This window comes from Protofrankia coriariae (genome assembly GCF_001017755.1).
Lineage (GTDB): Bacteria > Actinomycetota > Actinomycetes > Frankiales > Frankiaceae > Protofrankia > Protofrankia coriariae.
In genome coordinates this window covers 17,873-32,117 of sequence record NZ_JWIO01000004.1, presented here as the reverse complement: position 1 = coordinate 32,117, position 14,245 = coordinate 17,873, and the positions used below count along the sequence as shown (strand labels likewise).

Below are 14,245 nucleotides of genomic sequence, written 5' to 3'. Positions count from 1 at the left end.
AGATCGCTGTGTCGGGGCTGCGGCACGGCATTTATCTACGGAACATAAAATTAACTACAAAAAATCAATATTCTGCCTCCAGGGGACTATTGATGTTGAAAACGGTTTCAAGATCTATTTAGAAGGCCTGGACGTGCGCACGATTGAGTGGTCCGGGTGTTTGACAGTGGCGCGAATCACGCTATGCTGCATCGAAACCATCAAAATTTCATTAGATTCTTGTTGATCATCGGCTAGCCCTGTGAGGCGTACAGGCGATCGGCGGATGTCATCCCTGGTCCCGAGTGCTCATACTGTCGGACGCCCTAGTCGCGGATCCACGACCCGCATCCCGACTGGTCGATCCCCAGCAAGACGAACAACGCCTGATGTCAGGGTCCACCGGTCCGCTGATCTCGCTCTTCGCGACCACCGGGGCTGTAGCTGAAGGGAAATTCTCAGTGCTGAGAGCAACTGTGCCGACCTGCTTGAGCCGATCCACGGACCGTCGATGCGCGCTGCCGGCCGCTTCGGCTTCCGGCAGGCGCGTTCCGGTTGGTGATCGTTTCTGTGCCGGCGTTGCGCCCCAGGTGGTGTGCCCTTTATGGCCATGATCTCGCTTACCAGAATCGCCACACCGATCGGCAACTTCTTCGCGTTCACGCTCGACACGTTCGTCGCCGTTTTCCGGCGGCCGTTCCAATGGCGCGAGTTCATCCAGCAGACCTGGTTCGTCGCCAGTGTCTCACTCGGTCCGGCCATTCTGCTGGGTATCCCGTTCGTCGCGCTGGTCACCTTCCAGTTCAACCTGATCCTGTCGGAGCTTGGCGCGATCGACCTGAGCGGTTCCGGCTCGGGCCTCGCCACGATCACCCAGATCGGCCCGGTTGCGACGACGTTCATCATCGCCGGAGCCAGTTCGACGGCCATCTGCGCGGACATAGGCGCCCGCCGGATCCGTGAAGAACTTGACGCGATGATGGTCCTGGGCATCGATCCCATACAGCGGCTGGTCGTGCCCCGGATGCTCGCGACCGCCCTGTGCGCGTTTCTGCTCAACGGCGTGATGATCCTGATCGGCCTGACTGGTGGGTTCTTTTTCGCGGTCTTCCTCCAGGAAGCCAGTCCAGGGCAGTACGTGGACTCGATGAAGCTTCTGGTCGGGTTCGCAGACCTGGTGCACGGTGAGCTCCGGGCTGTCGCCTTCGGTGTGGTCGGTGCCCTCGTCGGCTGCTATCGCGGCATGACCTGTGCCGGCGGCCCACGCGGTGTGGGCAACGCGGTGAACGAGACCGTGGTCTACACTTTCCTGGCGCTGTTCCCGCTCAACATCCTGTTGACCCAGGTGCCGTACTCATTGGGGATCGTTGGAGGGAACCACTGATGGCTGGAGGATTTCGGCGTGGTCTGGTCCACGTCTTTGGTGTGCCACTGCGGCTGCTGGACGACCTGGGCCGCCAAGCCTCATTTTACGGCCAGGCACTGGCCTGGACACCAAAGGCGGTCAAGGATTACAAGACCGAGCAGGTCAGACTGATCGCCGAGGTGGGGATGAGCACTGGCGCCCTCGCGGTGATCGGTGGTTCGTCGATCATAACCCTTTTCATTACACTATTCGCCGGTGTTACCGGCGGGGTGCAGACCTTCGATGCGTTGAAGAACCTCCAGCTCGAGGCGCTCGGTGGATTCGCCTCTGCCATCATCACCCCGCGGCTGCTGACTCCGATCGTTGCCGGTGCCGCGCTTGCCGCGACGGTTGGCAGTGGTTTCACGGCGCAGCTCGGTGCAATGCGAGTCGCCGAGGAGATCGACGCTCTCGAAGTGATGGCTGTGCGTTCGCTGCCCTATCTGGTCACGACCCGACTGGTTGCCGGAATGATCACTATCATTCCGATTTTCGCGATGGCCATGGTCGGTGGATGGATCGGTTGGAAGGTGACCCAGGTCAACTTCTTCGGGCTTTCCGAGGGTACCTTCAACCACTATATGAACACGTTTATGCAGTGGCAGGATGTCATGTTCGCGTTCGCGCAGGCCGTGGGTATAGCGATAGTCATCATTCTGATCCACACCTACTATGGCTACACTGCCTCCGGCGGCCCGGCTGGTGTCGGCCAGGCGGTCGGGCGCGCGGTGCGGACCTCGCTCATCGCGGTCATGACGATTGAGCTGTGCATCGCGATGGCGTTGTACGCGAACTCCGACGCGTTTCGGATCTCGGGGTAGCGCTGTGCAGACATCGATGTTCGGCCGGGTGCGGCTACGGCTTTATGCGTTGATACTCATCGCGGTCGTGAGCGGCTTTGGTGCGCTGTGCATCGCCGCATACCAGCAAGCATTCATCAGCACTGTGGATGTCACGCTGCGCGCCGACCGCACCGGACTGCAGATGTATCGAGGTAATCGGGTGCAGCTGCGCGGTGTCGACGTGGGTCATGTCGGGTCGATGACACGCACCGAGGACGGCCGAAGTGTGCTGATCACGCTCAAGATGGATCCCGACAAGATGAAGGACATCCCGGCTAACGTTGGAGTCCAGCTCAACCAGCTCACGGCGTTCGGCGCGAAGTCGGTCGAGCTGACCTATCCCGAGCATCCCACCACACGCACTCTCCAGGCTGGTGACCAGGTCGGCGGGGACCGGGTGGCCGTCGAGGTCAACACACTGTTCGATCATCTCCAGCGCATCCTGGACACCGCCTCGCCGGCGAAGGTCAGCGCGGTGTTGGGAAACCTGGCCGGCGCGCTGCAGGGGCGCGGTGACGAGCTCGGGCAGACCGGCGCCGACCTCGCCGCCTATCTGAACAAGTTCAACGAGAACTTGCCGCAGCTGCAAAGTGACTTTTCCAGGACGGCTGATGTCGCCAACCTCTATGCTGACATCGCTCCGGACCTGTCACACATCCTCGAGAGCGTAACGGTGACGAGCCGGACGCTGGTCGAGCAGCAGGCTCAGCTCGACTCCTTCCTGTTCCAGGTGAGCAAGACCGGAAACCAGGGCGGTGTCTTCTTCGGGCAGAACGCTGATGCCCTGGTGAGTGTCGTGCAGAACGCGTTACCCACGACGGCTTTGTTGAAGCGGTACTCGCCGGAGTTCGCCTGCCTGTTGCAAGGCATCGACAAGGCGGACAAACAGATGCTCGCCACGCAGGATAAGGTCCCCGGCATCACCGGTCTCGTCCAGTTCGAGCCGGGAGATGTCATGTACAAGAACCCGCAGAACCTCCCGAACATGTCCGCCGACATCGGTCCGAAGTGTTATGGGCTGCCGCATTACGACGGGCGCGTGGTGCCGACGGAGGCCACGAAGGACTTCGACAAGGGCGGCGAGGCGAATCCGTACCCCGGTGACAACCGGCTGCGTGTAGGGGATCCGCCGCTGGTTGTGCAGCTGTTCGGTCCGCTGGCAGGCGCGCCATTGACGGACCAAGAGACGGCGCAGCTGCAGGGAGGCACGCGGTGACCGGGCGCAAATCCGCACTGGCCATCACCGGGCCGCTGATCAAGAGCGCTATCTTCCTCGTCACGACCCTGTTGGTCCTTGGGTTCATCTCGATCGAGCTCGGCCAGCGCTTCGGACTCGACGACACCCGCCGCTACTCCGGAGTCTTCAGCGACTCCTCCGGCCTCCGGCCCGGCCAGACGGTCCGCATCGCCGGGGTGAAGGTCGGCACGGTGCACGACGTCAAGGTCCAGGACAGCGCACGCTCGGTGGTGACCTTCGATGTCGACGCCAGTCGGCAGATCCCGCGGAACGCGCGTCTGGCAATCCGCTACCTCAACCTCACCGGTGACCGGTTTCTCGAGATCCGGGAGGGGGACGGGCCATCCGCGCCACTAGCCAAGAACGGCATGATCCCGATCGGGCAGACCGCTCCCGCACTGGACCTCGATGTGCTGCTGGCCGGATTCAACCCACTGTTCGAAGGCCTTGCTCCCGACCAGATCAACAGCCTGTCCACCGAGATCGTGTCGGTGTTCCAGGGGCAGGGCGGGACGATCGACTCATTGCTGAAGCGAGCGGCGTCGCTGACGAACACCCTCGCGGACCGTGACGTGGTGATCGGGCAGCTGGTGGACAATCTCAACACCGTGCTCGGCACGCTCGACCAGCACGGGCCGCAGCTGAAGGGCACTATCGACCGGCTCCAGACGCTGGTCAGCGGCCTGGCGAACGATCGCGGCCGGCTCGGTGACTCGCTCGCCGGCTCGAACCAGCTCGTGACCTCCCTCAGCGATCTGCTGGTGAAGGTCCGCGGGCCGCTGCGCGACACCGTCACCCAGCTCGACCGGGCCGCATCGCAGGCGAACGCGGGCGAAGCCGACATCAACGCGGCCCTGAGCATGCTGCCCGGGGCCTACCTGCGCATCGGCCGGGTCGGCGCGCGGGGCAGCACTTACGGCCTCTACGTGTGTTCGCTGCGACTGAAACTGACCGGTCCCAACGGCCAACCGTTCTACACCCCCTACATCGGTCCGGCCCCCAACGCGGACCGCTGCAAGTTCGGGACCGCTCCACTGGAAACCCCGGCACAGCGTGAACAGAAGCAGAAGCTGAGCGGTGATGCGCGATGATGATCAAATTTCGGGAGCGCAACCCGGTAACGATCGCGGTGGTCGGCATCGCGGCGCTGGTTGGTCTGCTGTACGGGTCGTTCCAGTTGGCAGCGTTGCCGATCATCGCCGGCGACAGCTACTCGGCGATGTTCACCGAGGCCGGCGGGCTCCGAGCCGGCGACACGGTGACGATGGCGGGCACGAAGATCGGCAAGGTCACCGATGTCGAACTGAAGGGCAATCAGGTCAAGGTCACGTTCACCGCGAAAGGCGTGATACTGCGTGACCAGTCGACCGCCCAGATCAAGACCGAGACCCTGCTCGGCGAGCGGCGACTCGGAATCGTCTCCACCGGCACCCGGAAGATGTCTCCGGGCGATGCGATCCCGTCCTCGCGTACACAGGCGCCATACAGCCTCACGCAGGGCCTCGAGGATCTGACCCGGCATACAGGCGAGATCAATGTCGATGACGCCGGTCAGGCACTCGACACGCTCAGCCAGGCCTTCGCGCAGACCTCCGGCGACATCGGCCCGGCCATGGAGGGGATCACGCGGCTGTCCCGTACGGTGGCCTCCCGAGACCAGGCGCTGCGGGAGCTGCTCCAGCACGCGCAGCAGGTCACCGGAGTACTGGCGGGCACGTCAAAGCAGCTCACATCGCTCGTACAGGACGGTAACCTCCTGCTGGCCGAGCTCAACGCCCGGCGGAACACCATCCAGCAACTGCTCAACCGGACTGCCCAGCTCACCAACGAAATCGTGGGCTTCACCGGCGAGCAGCGCGACAAGCTGAAGCCGGCGCTCGACAAGCTCAACCACACCATCGGGATTCTGCGGAGCAACGAGGGTAACATCATCTCCGCGATCCAGCGGGTCTCGACCTTCATCACGGGTCTCGGCGAAGGCATCGCCGCGGGACCGTTCTTCACCGGTGTCGCCGATGTGGGCGGACTGGGGGTCTTCCCGACGGCACAGTTCATCCCGGGGCTGGCTATCCCGTCGCCGTTCCCTCAGCAGCCGGCGCCATCCCTGCCCGTTCCGCCGCTCGGTCAGATCATCGGTCAAGGAGTGAACTGATCATGCGACGCTTCATGGGCGCCACCCAGGGTGCGCGCAAGATCGTCACGATCCTGGCGGTGCTCGCCATCGCCGCCGGTGTCCTCTCCTTTTTCGTCCTCGGCGGGCACAAATCCGGTACTGCCTACTTCGCGAACGTGAAGAACATCTACCCGAAGGACCGGGTACGGATCCTTGGCGTCGACGTCGGCGAGATCACCGCGATCAGTCCCGAGCCCGGCCGGGTCCGGGTGGATTTCAGCTACGACAGCAAGTACACGCTCCCGGCGGACGTGCAGGCCGCGGTCGTCTCACCGACACTGGTCGCGACCCGGTTCCTGCAGCTGACCCCGGCCTATAACGGCGGGCCCAGGTTCCCCGACGGGGGCACCATTTCCCTGGAGCGGACCGCGTCACCGCTGGAGTTCGACGACCTCAAGTCCGAATTGGAGAAGGTATCGGCGGCCTTCGGGCCTGCTCCTGACGGCAGCCAGGGCGTATTGGGCCGATTTCTCGACACGATGGCCAAGAACGCACAAGATGGTCAGGGCGCGAAGTTCAACGCAATGATCAGGGAAGCGTCGGCGGCGGCGCAAACTCTGGCCTCCGGCAGCGACGACCTGTTCGCGACCGTGCGGAACCTGCAAACCTTCGTCACGGCCCTCGGTGCGGTCGATCAGCAGATCGTCGAGTTCAACGACCAGCTGGGCTCGGTGGCCGGGGTGCTGGACGAGAACAAGGACGCGCTCACTCAGGCGATCGCCGGGGTCAACGACGCCGCGGTACAGGTGGACCAGTTCCTCGCGGAGAACGCCCAACCCCTGGAGACCTCGGTCGATCAGCTGGGTCAGCTGACCCGGAGCCTGGCCGGCATTCGTGATGACATCGCCCAGGTGCTGCACGTCGGGCCGAACACGCTGACCAACCTCTGGCAGATCTTCTCGCCACGTAGCGGTGCCTACACCGGCGCCCTCGTGGTGGACAACCTCAACAACCCCGCCGACCTGGTGTGCTCGGCCTACGCGGCCAACCTCACCCAGAACCCGGGCGACGCCGCGGCGGCCTGTGCCAACTACCTGGCCCCGCTGCTGCAGGTCCTGCGCGTCCAGCAGCCGCCCATCGGCGTCAACCCGCTCGTAGTGCCCGGCGGCGGTGGCCCCGCCGAACGGCCGGGCGTCGACCCACCGCCGAACGCCACCGCGAACAACCAGGGGCTGTTGCCCGACCTGGGCCTGCCCGGCCTGGGTGGTCTGCTCGTCCCGCCGTCTGGAGGCAGATGATGAGGCGGCTGCTGTGCTGGCCCATCCTTGCCATGACCGTGGGCCTGGTGCTTACTGGTTGTAATTATCAGGGGCTCAACGACTTCACCCTGCCCGGTTCGGAAGGCTCGCGGCCGGGCTCCTACGAGGTGAAGCTCGAGATGGCCGATGTCGGTGATCTGGTGCCCAACAACCCGGTCCGGCTGAACGACATCAACGTGGGGACGATCAAGTCCATCCAGCTCGACGGATGGCACGCCCTCGTCACGATCAGGCTCAACCCCGACGTGGTGCTGCCGGCGAACGCGACGGCTCGGGTGGGTCAGGCCAGCCTGCTGGGCGCGAAGTACATCGAGCTCGACCGTCCCGCGGAGGGTGAGACCGGCAGGCTCGCGCCGGGTTCGACGCTCGGGCTCGCACAGACCGGGAAGTACACCGGCACCGAGGACCTCCTGGCCTCGGTCGCGTTGCTGCTCAACGGTGGCGGGCTTGCGAACCTCAAGACGATCACCACGGAGTTGAACCGGGCACTCGGGGGACGGGAACCACAGTTCCGTGATCTGCTCACCCAGCTGAACACGTTTGTCACCGGGCTCGACAAGCAAAAGGGCGACATCGTCCGCGCGATCGACGGGCTCGACCGGATGGCCGGCAATCTGGCATCCTACAACGGGCAGATCCAGTCCGCGCTCGACAACCTGCCCCCCGCACTCGACGTGCTGAACCGGGAGCGGATCAATCTGGTCAACACCCTGCAGTCGCTGTCGAACTTCGGCGACGCCGCACACGACGTGGTCAGCCGGGGCGGTGACGCACTGGCCCAGAACATCGACAACCTGGGGCCTTCGTTGAAAGGGCTCGCCGACGCGGGCCAGTCCCTGACCAATTCCCTGGACATGATCGGGACCGCCCTGTTCCCACTCAAGACGTTCGGCGACGTCATCAAGGGCGACTTCATCAACTTCTACATGACCCTCGACCTCACCCTCGGCACACTCGACCGCAACTTCCTGACCGGCACACCGTTCGCGGGCCAGCTGGGCAACATAGAGAAATTGCTCGCGGCCGGGATGGGGCTGGCCGGCCAGGCGGTGAACCCGCTGACGGCACCGGTCCTGCCGAACGGCGTCCCCGGCGTCACCGGACCGGCACTCGAAGGCGGCACCAAGCCGGTACCAGCGGATCAACGCGGGGTGGAACCGGCCAGGCCGCCAGCCCAGCCTTCGCCGACGCCGTCCCCGACACAGCAACCGAACAGCGGTCTCGGAGACCTCCTCAATGGGCTCCTGGGCGGGGGAACAGGCCGATGATCACCAGATTCGTGCGTTTCCAGCTTGTGGCGTTCGCGATTCTCACCCTGGCCGCGACACTCATGATCATATTGGTGTACCTCCGGGTTCCGACGCTCCTGGGCGTCGGTCAGATCCAGGTGACGGCCGACTTCCCGTCGACCGGGGGCCTCTACCCCAACGCGAACGTTACTTACCGCGGCTATACCGTCGGCAAGGTCAAGAAGATCGACCTCATCCCGACGGGAGTCCGAGCAACGCTGTCCATCGACAAGGGCAAGGCCCCGCCGCGCGACAGCCGGGCCGAGGTGCACAGCGTCTCGGCGATCGGCGAGCAGTATGTCGACTTCGTCCCGACCGCGAACCCCGGCCCTCCGATCCGGCACGGAGATCGGATCGACATGCAGCAGACCAGCACTCCGCCCCCGATCGCGTCCGTGCTCGACAGTGTGGACGACCTCGTCACGTCGCTGAATCCGCGCAGCCTCACCACCGTGCTCGACGAGGCCGCCGCGGCCTTTGACGGACTTGGTCCGGATCTCGGGCGGCTGGCCGACAACACCAGGGCACTGCTGGACGCCGCGGACGCCAACTACGAGCCGACCCGGCAGCTGATCCAGAACGCCCCGGCTCTGCTGGACGCCATCCGGCAGAGCGACCCGTCCATCCGGCAATGGGCGGATGACCTGTCGTCATTCACCGGCACGCTCGCGAAGGACGACCCGCAGATCCGGGCGATGCTGGCGAATGTGCCCCCAGCGGCTGGGCGGGCAGGCGACCTTCTCCAGCAGCTGAGCCTGACCACGCCAACCCTGCTCGGCAGCACCGACGTGCTGGCCAAGCTGGCGAAAGCCTACAACGCTCCCATCGAGCAGATCCTCGTCGTGTATCCGCTGCTGACAGTCGAGAACCTCACGACGGCCCCCGAGTACCTCTCGCCCGGGGTCTTCAAGTTCAACCTCGAGACTGACGTCAACCCGCCGTCGTGTATGGACGGATGGGTACCGGAGGGTCAGCCGGGCGGTCCGCGTCCCTCGAACGTCCTCAGCGATGAAGAGTTGCCTGCGAACTCGTACTGCAAGCTGCCCCAGAACGACCCGCGAGTGACGCGGGGAGCGCGTAACCTGCAGTGCTTCGAGCCGGGCTCTCCACCTGGACGGCGGGCAGGGACGATCCAGGCGTGCCGGGGCGATGGCGAAAAGCCGATTACAGGGAAGGGCGTGTTCGTTCCCGGCGAGACCGGTCTCGGCGGGATCACTATCCTCGAGGGTCCCCTTACGGTGCTCGGAGCCGTCGGATCACCACCGCCTCAGCAGAGGGAGTTGACATGGCAAGGACTACTGATCGCTCCGGCCGAGCGGTGACGTTGTTGACCCACGACGTGCCGGAGGCCCTGCCGAAACACGATACCGAGGAACCCGCCGAAGATACGAGGGAAAGCAATCCCAGGTCCACGACCAGGGACGCGAAGACCGGAGAGGAGGTCCGGACACTCGCCGAAGAACAGCCGGACGAGGCATTCGTGGACAATGAGGGCGGCGGCGAGCTCCCGAATCCGGACGGTCCGGTCAGCGACGATCCGGCCTCGGTGACGCCGGCATCCGCGGCCGAAGGATCGCGTCCGCTCAGGCGGGGGCGGGCGTTCCGGATAGCGTTGGTGGCATTGTCGGTGCTTGTTGTCGTGCTTGTGGCCACCACGGTTGTGTTCAGTCTGCGCTGGCAGAACGGCCACGCCGCCGATGCCCGCCGCAACGATGCTGTGGCCGCCGCCCGTCAGGTGGCGCTGAATCTGACGTCGATCAACTTCAACACCGCGGACGCGGACGTCAACAGGCTCATCTCAGGCGCGACCGGCGACTTCCGCAATCTGTTCACCCAGAACCTCGATTCCTACGTTGATATTGTCAAGCAGAACCAGGTCGTCACGACCGGCCAGGTCACCGAGGCCGGCGTGCAGGACATCAATGCGAACATCGCACACATCATTCTGGCCGTGCAGTCCACCGTGCGGAACACGGCGGTGTCGAACGGCGAGGTCAGAACCTACCGAATGGCGCTACAGATGGAACGTCACGGCGACGGATCCTGGCTGGTCTCACGAGTGGATTTCGTGCCGTGAGGGCCTTACGGAAAATGGTGGCGATTGGAGACCCCCGGGCGATCTGGCGAACCGCGCATCGGTATCCGCGAACGGTTCTCATCGGGCTCGGGTCGCTCACGGTCGTACTCGCCGTTGGGCTGGGCATCCTGGTGCTGGCGACCGATCGGCACAACACGGTCGAGCAGGCCAGGGCGGATGGCAGGACGGCCGGCGAGAAGATGGCTGTGACCCTGCTGTCCTACGATTACCGTTCTCCAGTGTCCGATCTTGGAAAACGTGACGATCTGCTGACCGGGCACTTCAAGGACGAGTATTCCGTGCTCATGCGGGACACTGTCATGCCAGCAGCGGTCAAACAACAGGTGACGACCCAGACGAGCGTCGCGGCGTCCTCGGTCATCTCCGCTGACAGTCCCGACAAGGTGACCCTGCTGTTCTTCCTCAACCAGACCACGCAATCGGCGGCGAGCAAGGATCCCGTGCTCAACGGTAGCCGGGTCCGGATGACCCTCCAACGAGTCAGTGGGCAGTGGCTGGTCGCCGAGCTCACCCCGGTATGAACGCCGACGCTCATTGTGTAGTGCCACGTATAGGGGGATCGATGACCGGTGTTGAAGTCGAGATCAAAAATCTAAGCAAGTCGTTCGGCAAGGCGAACATCTGGAGCGACGTCACGCTGACCCTGCCCCCGGGCGAGATCAGTGTGCTGCTCGGGCCGTCGGGCACTGGAAAATCGGTGTTGCTCAAGTCCATCATTGGTCTGCTGAAACCCGAACAAGGTAGTATCATCATCCATGGCACCGACTTGATCCGATGCTCCGAGAATCGGCTTTATGAGCTGCGTAAGCTTTTCGGTGTGTTGTTCCAGGACGGCGCGCTGTTCGGTTCCATGGACGTCTACGACAACACCGCGTTTCCGTTACGGGAGCATACTCGTAAGTCCGAGACCGAAATCCGCAGGATTGTGATGGAGAAGCTCGAGCTGGTCGGGCTCACGGGCGCGGAGAACAAGCTCCCCGGAGAGATCTCCGGCGGTATGCGCAAGCGCGCCGGTCTGGCCAGAGCGCTCGTGCTCGATCCGGAGATCGTGCTCGTCGACGAGCCGGACTCGGGACTCGACCCGGTTCGTACGGCCTATCTCAACCAGCTCATGGTCGACCTGAACGCTCAGATGGATTCGACGTTCCTGATCGTCACGCATCACCTGGGTACGGCGCGGCAGCTGCCGGACAACATCGGGATGCTGTTCCGCCGTAATCTCGTAATGTTTGGTCCCCGCGAGGTGTTGCTGACTTCGGAGGAACCCGTGGTCCAACAGTTCCTGCAGGGCCGCCGAGCCGGGCCCATCGGGATGTCGGAGGAGAAGGACTCGGCGCAGATGCAAGCTGAGATGGCGCAGCTGCGCGAGCAGGGAGCTGCGGCACGGGACGACATCACGTTCGTCGACCCGCAGTACGAACCAAGTGCCGGCCTACCCGAGCGGCGCGCCGTTCAGCGGCGCAAGGACCGGGTCATGGAAATGCTGCATACCCTGCCGCTGAAGGCGCAGCAGGCTATTCGCGAGTCCTTGACGGAGGATGATCTCGTTCGTTACGAGATCCCGTGGGATCCAGGTTCCACCGAAGTCATCAACGTGCACAGGCCGTTTCCGATCCAGTGAATGGCCGTCCGACCTCCGAAAGAGGCACATCGGTGGGTATAGGGATGACGAGCTTGATCCTGCGTGCGGCAGTCGGTACGACAATGATCGCGCACGGAGTCAAGCATGGCAGGACGATCCAGGGAACCGCGGACTGGTTCCAGATGATCGGGTTCCGCGAGCCGGAGCTGCAGGCACGACTGTCCGCCGTGGTGGAGGTTGGCGCCGGCGGCGCACTGCTGGTGGGGGCCGGCACACCCCTGGCCGCCTCGGCGGTTGTTGGGACCATGGGGGTGGCCGCCCGTTCCGTGCACGTCCGCAACGGCTTCTTTATTACCGCGGAGGGCTACGAGTACGTGCTCAACCTGGCCGCCGCCGCCGTGGCCCTGAGCACACTCGGCCCGGGCCGGTTCAGTGTGGACCGTCTGTTCAAGCATGCTGACGACCACCCGAGCGTGCGTCGCGGGCTGTTGACCGCGGGGATCGGGTTGGGTGCTGCCGCCGTCCAGTTGGCCGCGTTCTGGCGCCGTCCGGCGTGAGGGGTGGTGTCGCGATGAACAGACGGCGCGGTCAGACGGCATGACGGCGTCGTTGCATCCGGCAGCGTCGGCAGAACAGACGCTTCCCGCCCGCGACCGCGTGGTAACCCGAGCTGTCCTGGAACGACACGCTGCCGAACGGCCTGATGCGCTCTGCGTGCTCGGCCCTGATGGCGAGCGATGGACCTGGGCGCAGGCTCTTGACGAAGCCTATCGGTCGGCGACGGCACTGGCGGCACGTGGAGTCGGCCGCGGTGATCACGTTCTACTCTTTCTTCCGAACGGGCTCGACTGGCTGCGCGCCTGGTGGGGGGTCAGTGCTTTGGGCGCGGTGATGGTGACCGTGAACGTCGCCTACCGCGGGGAGAGCCTCCGGCACGTCTGTGCCGAGTCGGGCGCTTCGGTGATCGTCACCGACAGCGTCCTCGGTGAGCGGCTGGCTGGGCTCGGGCTCGACCTCGTCATGGTGTCCCCTGCCGAGCTGTGCACCGGGACGGCCACGGAACCCGTGCTCGACCCGCCCCTCGAACCCTGGGACGTGCACGCCGTGAACTTCACCTCTGGCACGACCGGTCCAGCGAAAGGCGTCCTGACCCCGTATCTCGCCACGTACATGGGCGGGGTCAACGCCATGGGCGAGGCTGGTGGTCTCAGCGCCGCCGATCGCTGGCTGGTCGACACTCCGCTGTTCCACGTGAGCGGACAGATGACCGCCCTGGTCTGCCTTTCCGCAGGGGCGAGCATGGCCGTGCGGAAGCAGTTCGCCGGTTCACGCTACTGGGATGTCGTCGCGGAGACCGAGAGCACCCACGCGTTGCTCGTCGGCACCATGGCGGCCTTCCTGCTGTCTCGGGAGTCGAGCGAGGCCGAGCGGGCGCACCGACTGCGGGTAGTCGTGCTGGCCCCGATGGTCGCCGACCCCGTCGCGTTCCGCGCACGGTTCGGTGTCGCACAGCTGTGCTCCGTTTATGGTCAGACGGAGATCAGCGCACCACTCCTGGTGCTGCCCGGAGCCGAGATCGTGCCGGGCAGCGTCGGGCGGCCACGGCCCGGCGTTGAGCTGCGTATCGTCGATGAACACGATCTTCCGGTGGCCACCGGTGAGGTAGGTGAACTGGTGATTCGCACGGACCGGCCATGGGAGATGAACGTCGGATACTTCCGGCGGCCCGAGGCCACGGTGGCGGCCTGGCGCAACGGCTGGTTCCACACCGGCGATGCGTTCCGGTGCGATCAGGAAGGCAACTACTTCTACGTCGACCGCATGCGCGACACCCTGCGGCGGCGGGGTGAGAATATCTCCAGCTTCCAGGTGGAGACCGAGGTGATGGCGCACCCGAATGTCCTTGAAGCCGCATGTGTCGGTGTGCCTGCGGAGTTAGGCGAGCATGAGGTCAAGGTCTTCGTTGTCCCTGTCGAAGGTCGCGTTGTCGATCCGGCCGAGCTGATCGGCTTTCTCGTTCCACGGCTGCCGCGGTTCATGATCCCAAGGTTCGTCGAGGTGGTCGCGGAGCTGCCGAAGACCCAGACGCTGCGGGTGCGGAAGTTCGAGCTGCGTGACAGGCCGAGCACGGAGGCGACGTGGGATCGTCAGGCGGTGGGCATCATTCTGCCCCGCTGATCCCGCTGATCCCGCTATGGGAAGGTTCGGCCGGATTTCTGCTCGGGGAATGGGCCTACGCCCGCATCCACACCAGCGAGACCGAACGGCCGTGCCGCAGTGCCCGGCTGGCTGCACACCTTCAGTCACCACCGCTGTCCACGCGCTCGGAGGTCATCCGCCGCCAGCCGTGCCCTCAGCCTTACGAGACGGGACAACCGGAG

At 64.6% G+C, this 14,245-nt stretch carries 13 protein-coding genes; all 13 read left to right on the top strand.

All coding sequences use genetic code 11. From position 1 onward, the window contains the following. Positions 1-583: 583 nt before the first annotated feature. The 13 genes from FrCorBMG51_RS03900 to FrCorBMG51_RS03840 are packed head-to-tail and all read left to right on the top strand — an operon-like array spanning position 584 to position 14,042. A complete protein-coding gene (locus tag FrCorBMG51_RS03900) occupies positions 584-1,363 on the top strand; it encodes an MlaE family ABC transporter permease (RefSeq protein WP_047221750.1) in 780 nt (259 codons plus the stop codon). After that, positions 1,363-2,205, top strand: coding sequence for an MlaE family ABC transporter permease (locus FrCorBMG51_RS03895; protein WP_047221749.1), 843 nt, complete (start codon positions 1,363-1,365; stop codon positions 2,203-2,205). The genes FrCorBMG51_RS03900 and FrCorBMG51_RS03895 overlap by 1 nt, the downstream gene beginning before the upstream one ends. Before the next feature lie 4 nt (positions 2,206-2,209). Next, positions 2,210-3,442, top strand: a complete 1,233-nt coding sequence (locus FrCorBMG51_RS03890) for an MCE family protein (protein ID WP_047221748.1) — start codon at positions 2,210-2,212, stop codon at positions 3,440-3,442. After that, positions 3,439-4,554, top strand: coding sequence for an MCE family protein (locus tag FrCorBMG51_RS03885; protein WP_052914264.1), 1,116 nt, complete (start codon positions 3,439-3,441; stop codon positions 4,552-4,554). The genes FrCorBMG51_RS03890 and FrCorBMG51_RS03885 overlap by 4 nt, the downstream gene beginning before the upstream one ends. Before the next feature lie 38 nt (positions 4,555-4,592). Then, the gene (locus FrCorBMG51_RS03880) at positions 4,593-5,615 is read left to right on the top strand and encodes an MCE family protein (protein WP_235433294.1); all 1,023 of its coding nucleotides are present in this window, start codon (positions 4,593-4,595) and stop codon (positions 5,613-5,615) included. Between the two features lie 2 nt (positions 5,616-5,617). After that, complete coding sequence (locus FrCorBMG51_RS03875) at positions 5,618-6,874, top strand: MCE family protein (protein WP_047221746.1); 1,257 nt, start codon at positions 5,618-5,620, stop codon at positions 6,872-6,874. Continuing rightward, positions 6,874-8,163: an MCE family protein gene (locus FrCorBMG51_RS03870; RefSeq protein WP_200902319.1), complete on the top strand. Its 1,290-nt coding sequence runs from the start codon at positions 6,874-6,876 to the stop codon at positions 8,161-8,163. Before FrCorBMG51_RS03875 ends, FrCorBMG51_RS03870 begins: the two co-directional genes overlap by 1 nt. After that, positions 8,160-9,506 (top strand): MCE family protein, encoded by a 1,347-nt coding sequence (locus tag FrCorBMG51_RS03865; RefSeq protein ID WP_052914263.1) that lies wholly within the window; start codon positions 8,160-8,162, stop codon positions 9,504-9,506. The genes FrCorBMG51_RS03870 and FrCorBMG51_RS03865 overlap by 4 nt, the downstream gene beginning before the upstream one ends. Positions 9,507-9,511: 5 nt before the next feature. Further along, positions 9,512-10,261 carry a hypothetical protein gene (locus FrCorBMG51_RS24635; RefSeq protein ID WP_139342461.1) on the top strand — a complete coding sequence of 250 codons (750 nt, stop codon included), beginning with the start codon at positions 9,512-9,514 and terminating at the stop codon, positions 10,259-10,261. Positions 10,262-10,275: 14 nt separating this feature from the next. After that, the gene (locus FrCorBMG51_RS03855) at positions 10,276-10,803 is read left to right on the top strand and encodes a hypothetical protein (protein ID WP_047221744.1); all 528 of its coding nucleotides are present in this window, start codon (positions 10,276-10,278) and stop codon (positions 10,801-10,803) included. A 41-nt stretch (positions 10,804-10,844) separates the two neighbouring features. Further along, positions 10,845-11,903 (top strand): ABC transporter ATP-binding protein, encoded by a 1,059-nt coding sequence (locus FrCorBMG51_RS03850; protein WP_047221743.1) that lies wholly within the window; start codon positions 10,845-10,847, stop codon positions 11,901-11,903. A 44-nt stretch (positions 11,904-11,947) separates the two neighbouring features. Further along, positions 11,948-12,421, top strand: a complete 474-nt coding sequence (locus FrCorBMG51_RS03845; protein WP_047221742.1) for a DoxX family protein — start codon at positions 11,948-11,950, stop codon at positions 12,419-12,421. A gap of 40 nt (positions 12,422-12,461) precedes the next feature. Next, on the top strand, positions 12,462-14,042 hold the full coding sequence (locus FrCorBMG51_RS03840) for an AMP-binding protein (protein ID WP_047221741.1): 1,581 nt from the start codon (positions 12,462-12,464) through the stop codon (positions 14,040-14,042). The last annotated feature ends 203 nt before the right edge of the window (positions 14,043-14,245 follow it).

Coding starts and splice junctions, on each gene's coding strand:
- FrCorBMG51_RS03900 (WP_047221750.1), top strand. CDS start 584: ATGGCCATGATCTCGCTTACCAGAATCGCCACACCGATCGGCAACTTC.
- FrCorBMG51_RS03895 (WP_047221749.1), top strand. CDS start 1,363: ATGGCTGGAGGATTTCGGCGTGGTCTGGTCCACGTCTTTGGTGTGCCA.
- FrCorBMG51_RS03875 (WP_047221746.1), top strand. CDS start 5,618: ATGCGACGCTTCATGGGCGCCACCCAGGGTGCGCGCAAGATCGTCACG.
- FrCorBMG51_RS03870 (WP_200902319.1), top strand. CDS start 6,874: ATGAGGCGGCTGCTGTGCTGGCCCATCCTTGCCATGACCGTGGGCCTG.
- FrCorBMG51_RS03865 (WP_052914263.1), top strand. CDS start 8,160: ATGATCACCAGATTCGTGCGTTTCCAGCTTGTGGCGTTCGCGATTCTC.
- FrCorBMG51_RS03855 (WP_047221744.1), top strand. CDS start 10,276: ATGGTGGCGATTGGAGACCCCCGGGCGATCTGGCGAACCGCGCATCGG.
- FrCorBMG51_RS03850 (WP_047221743.1), top strand. CDS start 10,845: ATGACCGGTGTTGAAGTCGAGATCAAAAATCTAAGCAAGTCGTTCGGC.
- FrCorBMG51_RS03845 (WP_047221742.1), top strand. CDS start 11,948: ATGACGAGCTTGATCCTGCGTGCGGCAGTCGGTACGACAATGATCGCG.
- FrCorBMG51_RS03840 (WP_047221741.1), top strand. CDS start 12,462: ATGACGGCGTCGTTGCATCCGGCAGCGTCGGCAGAACAGACGCTTCCC.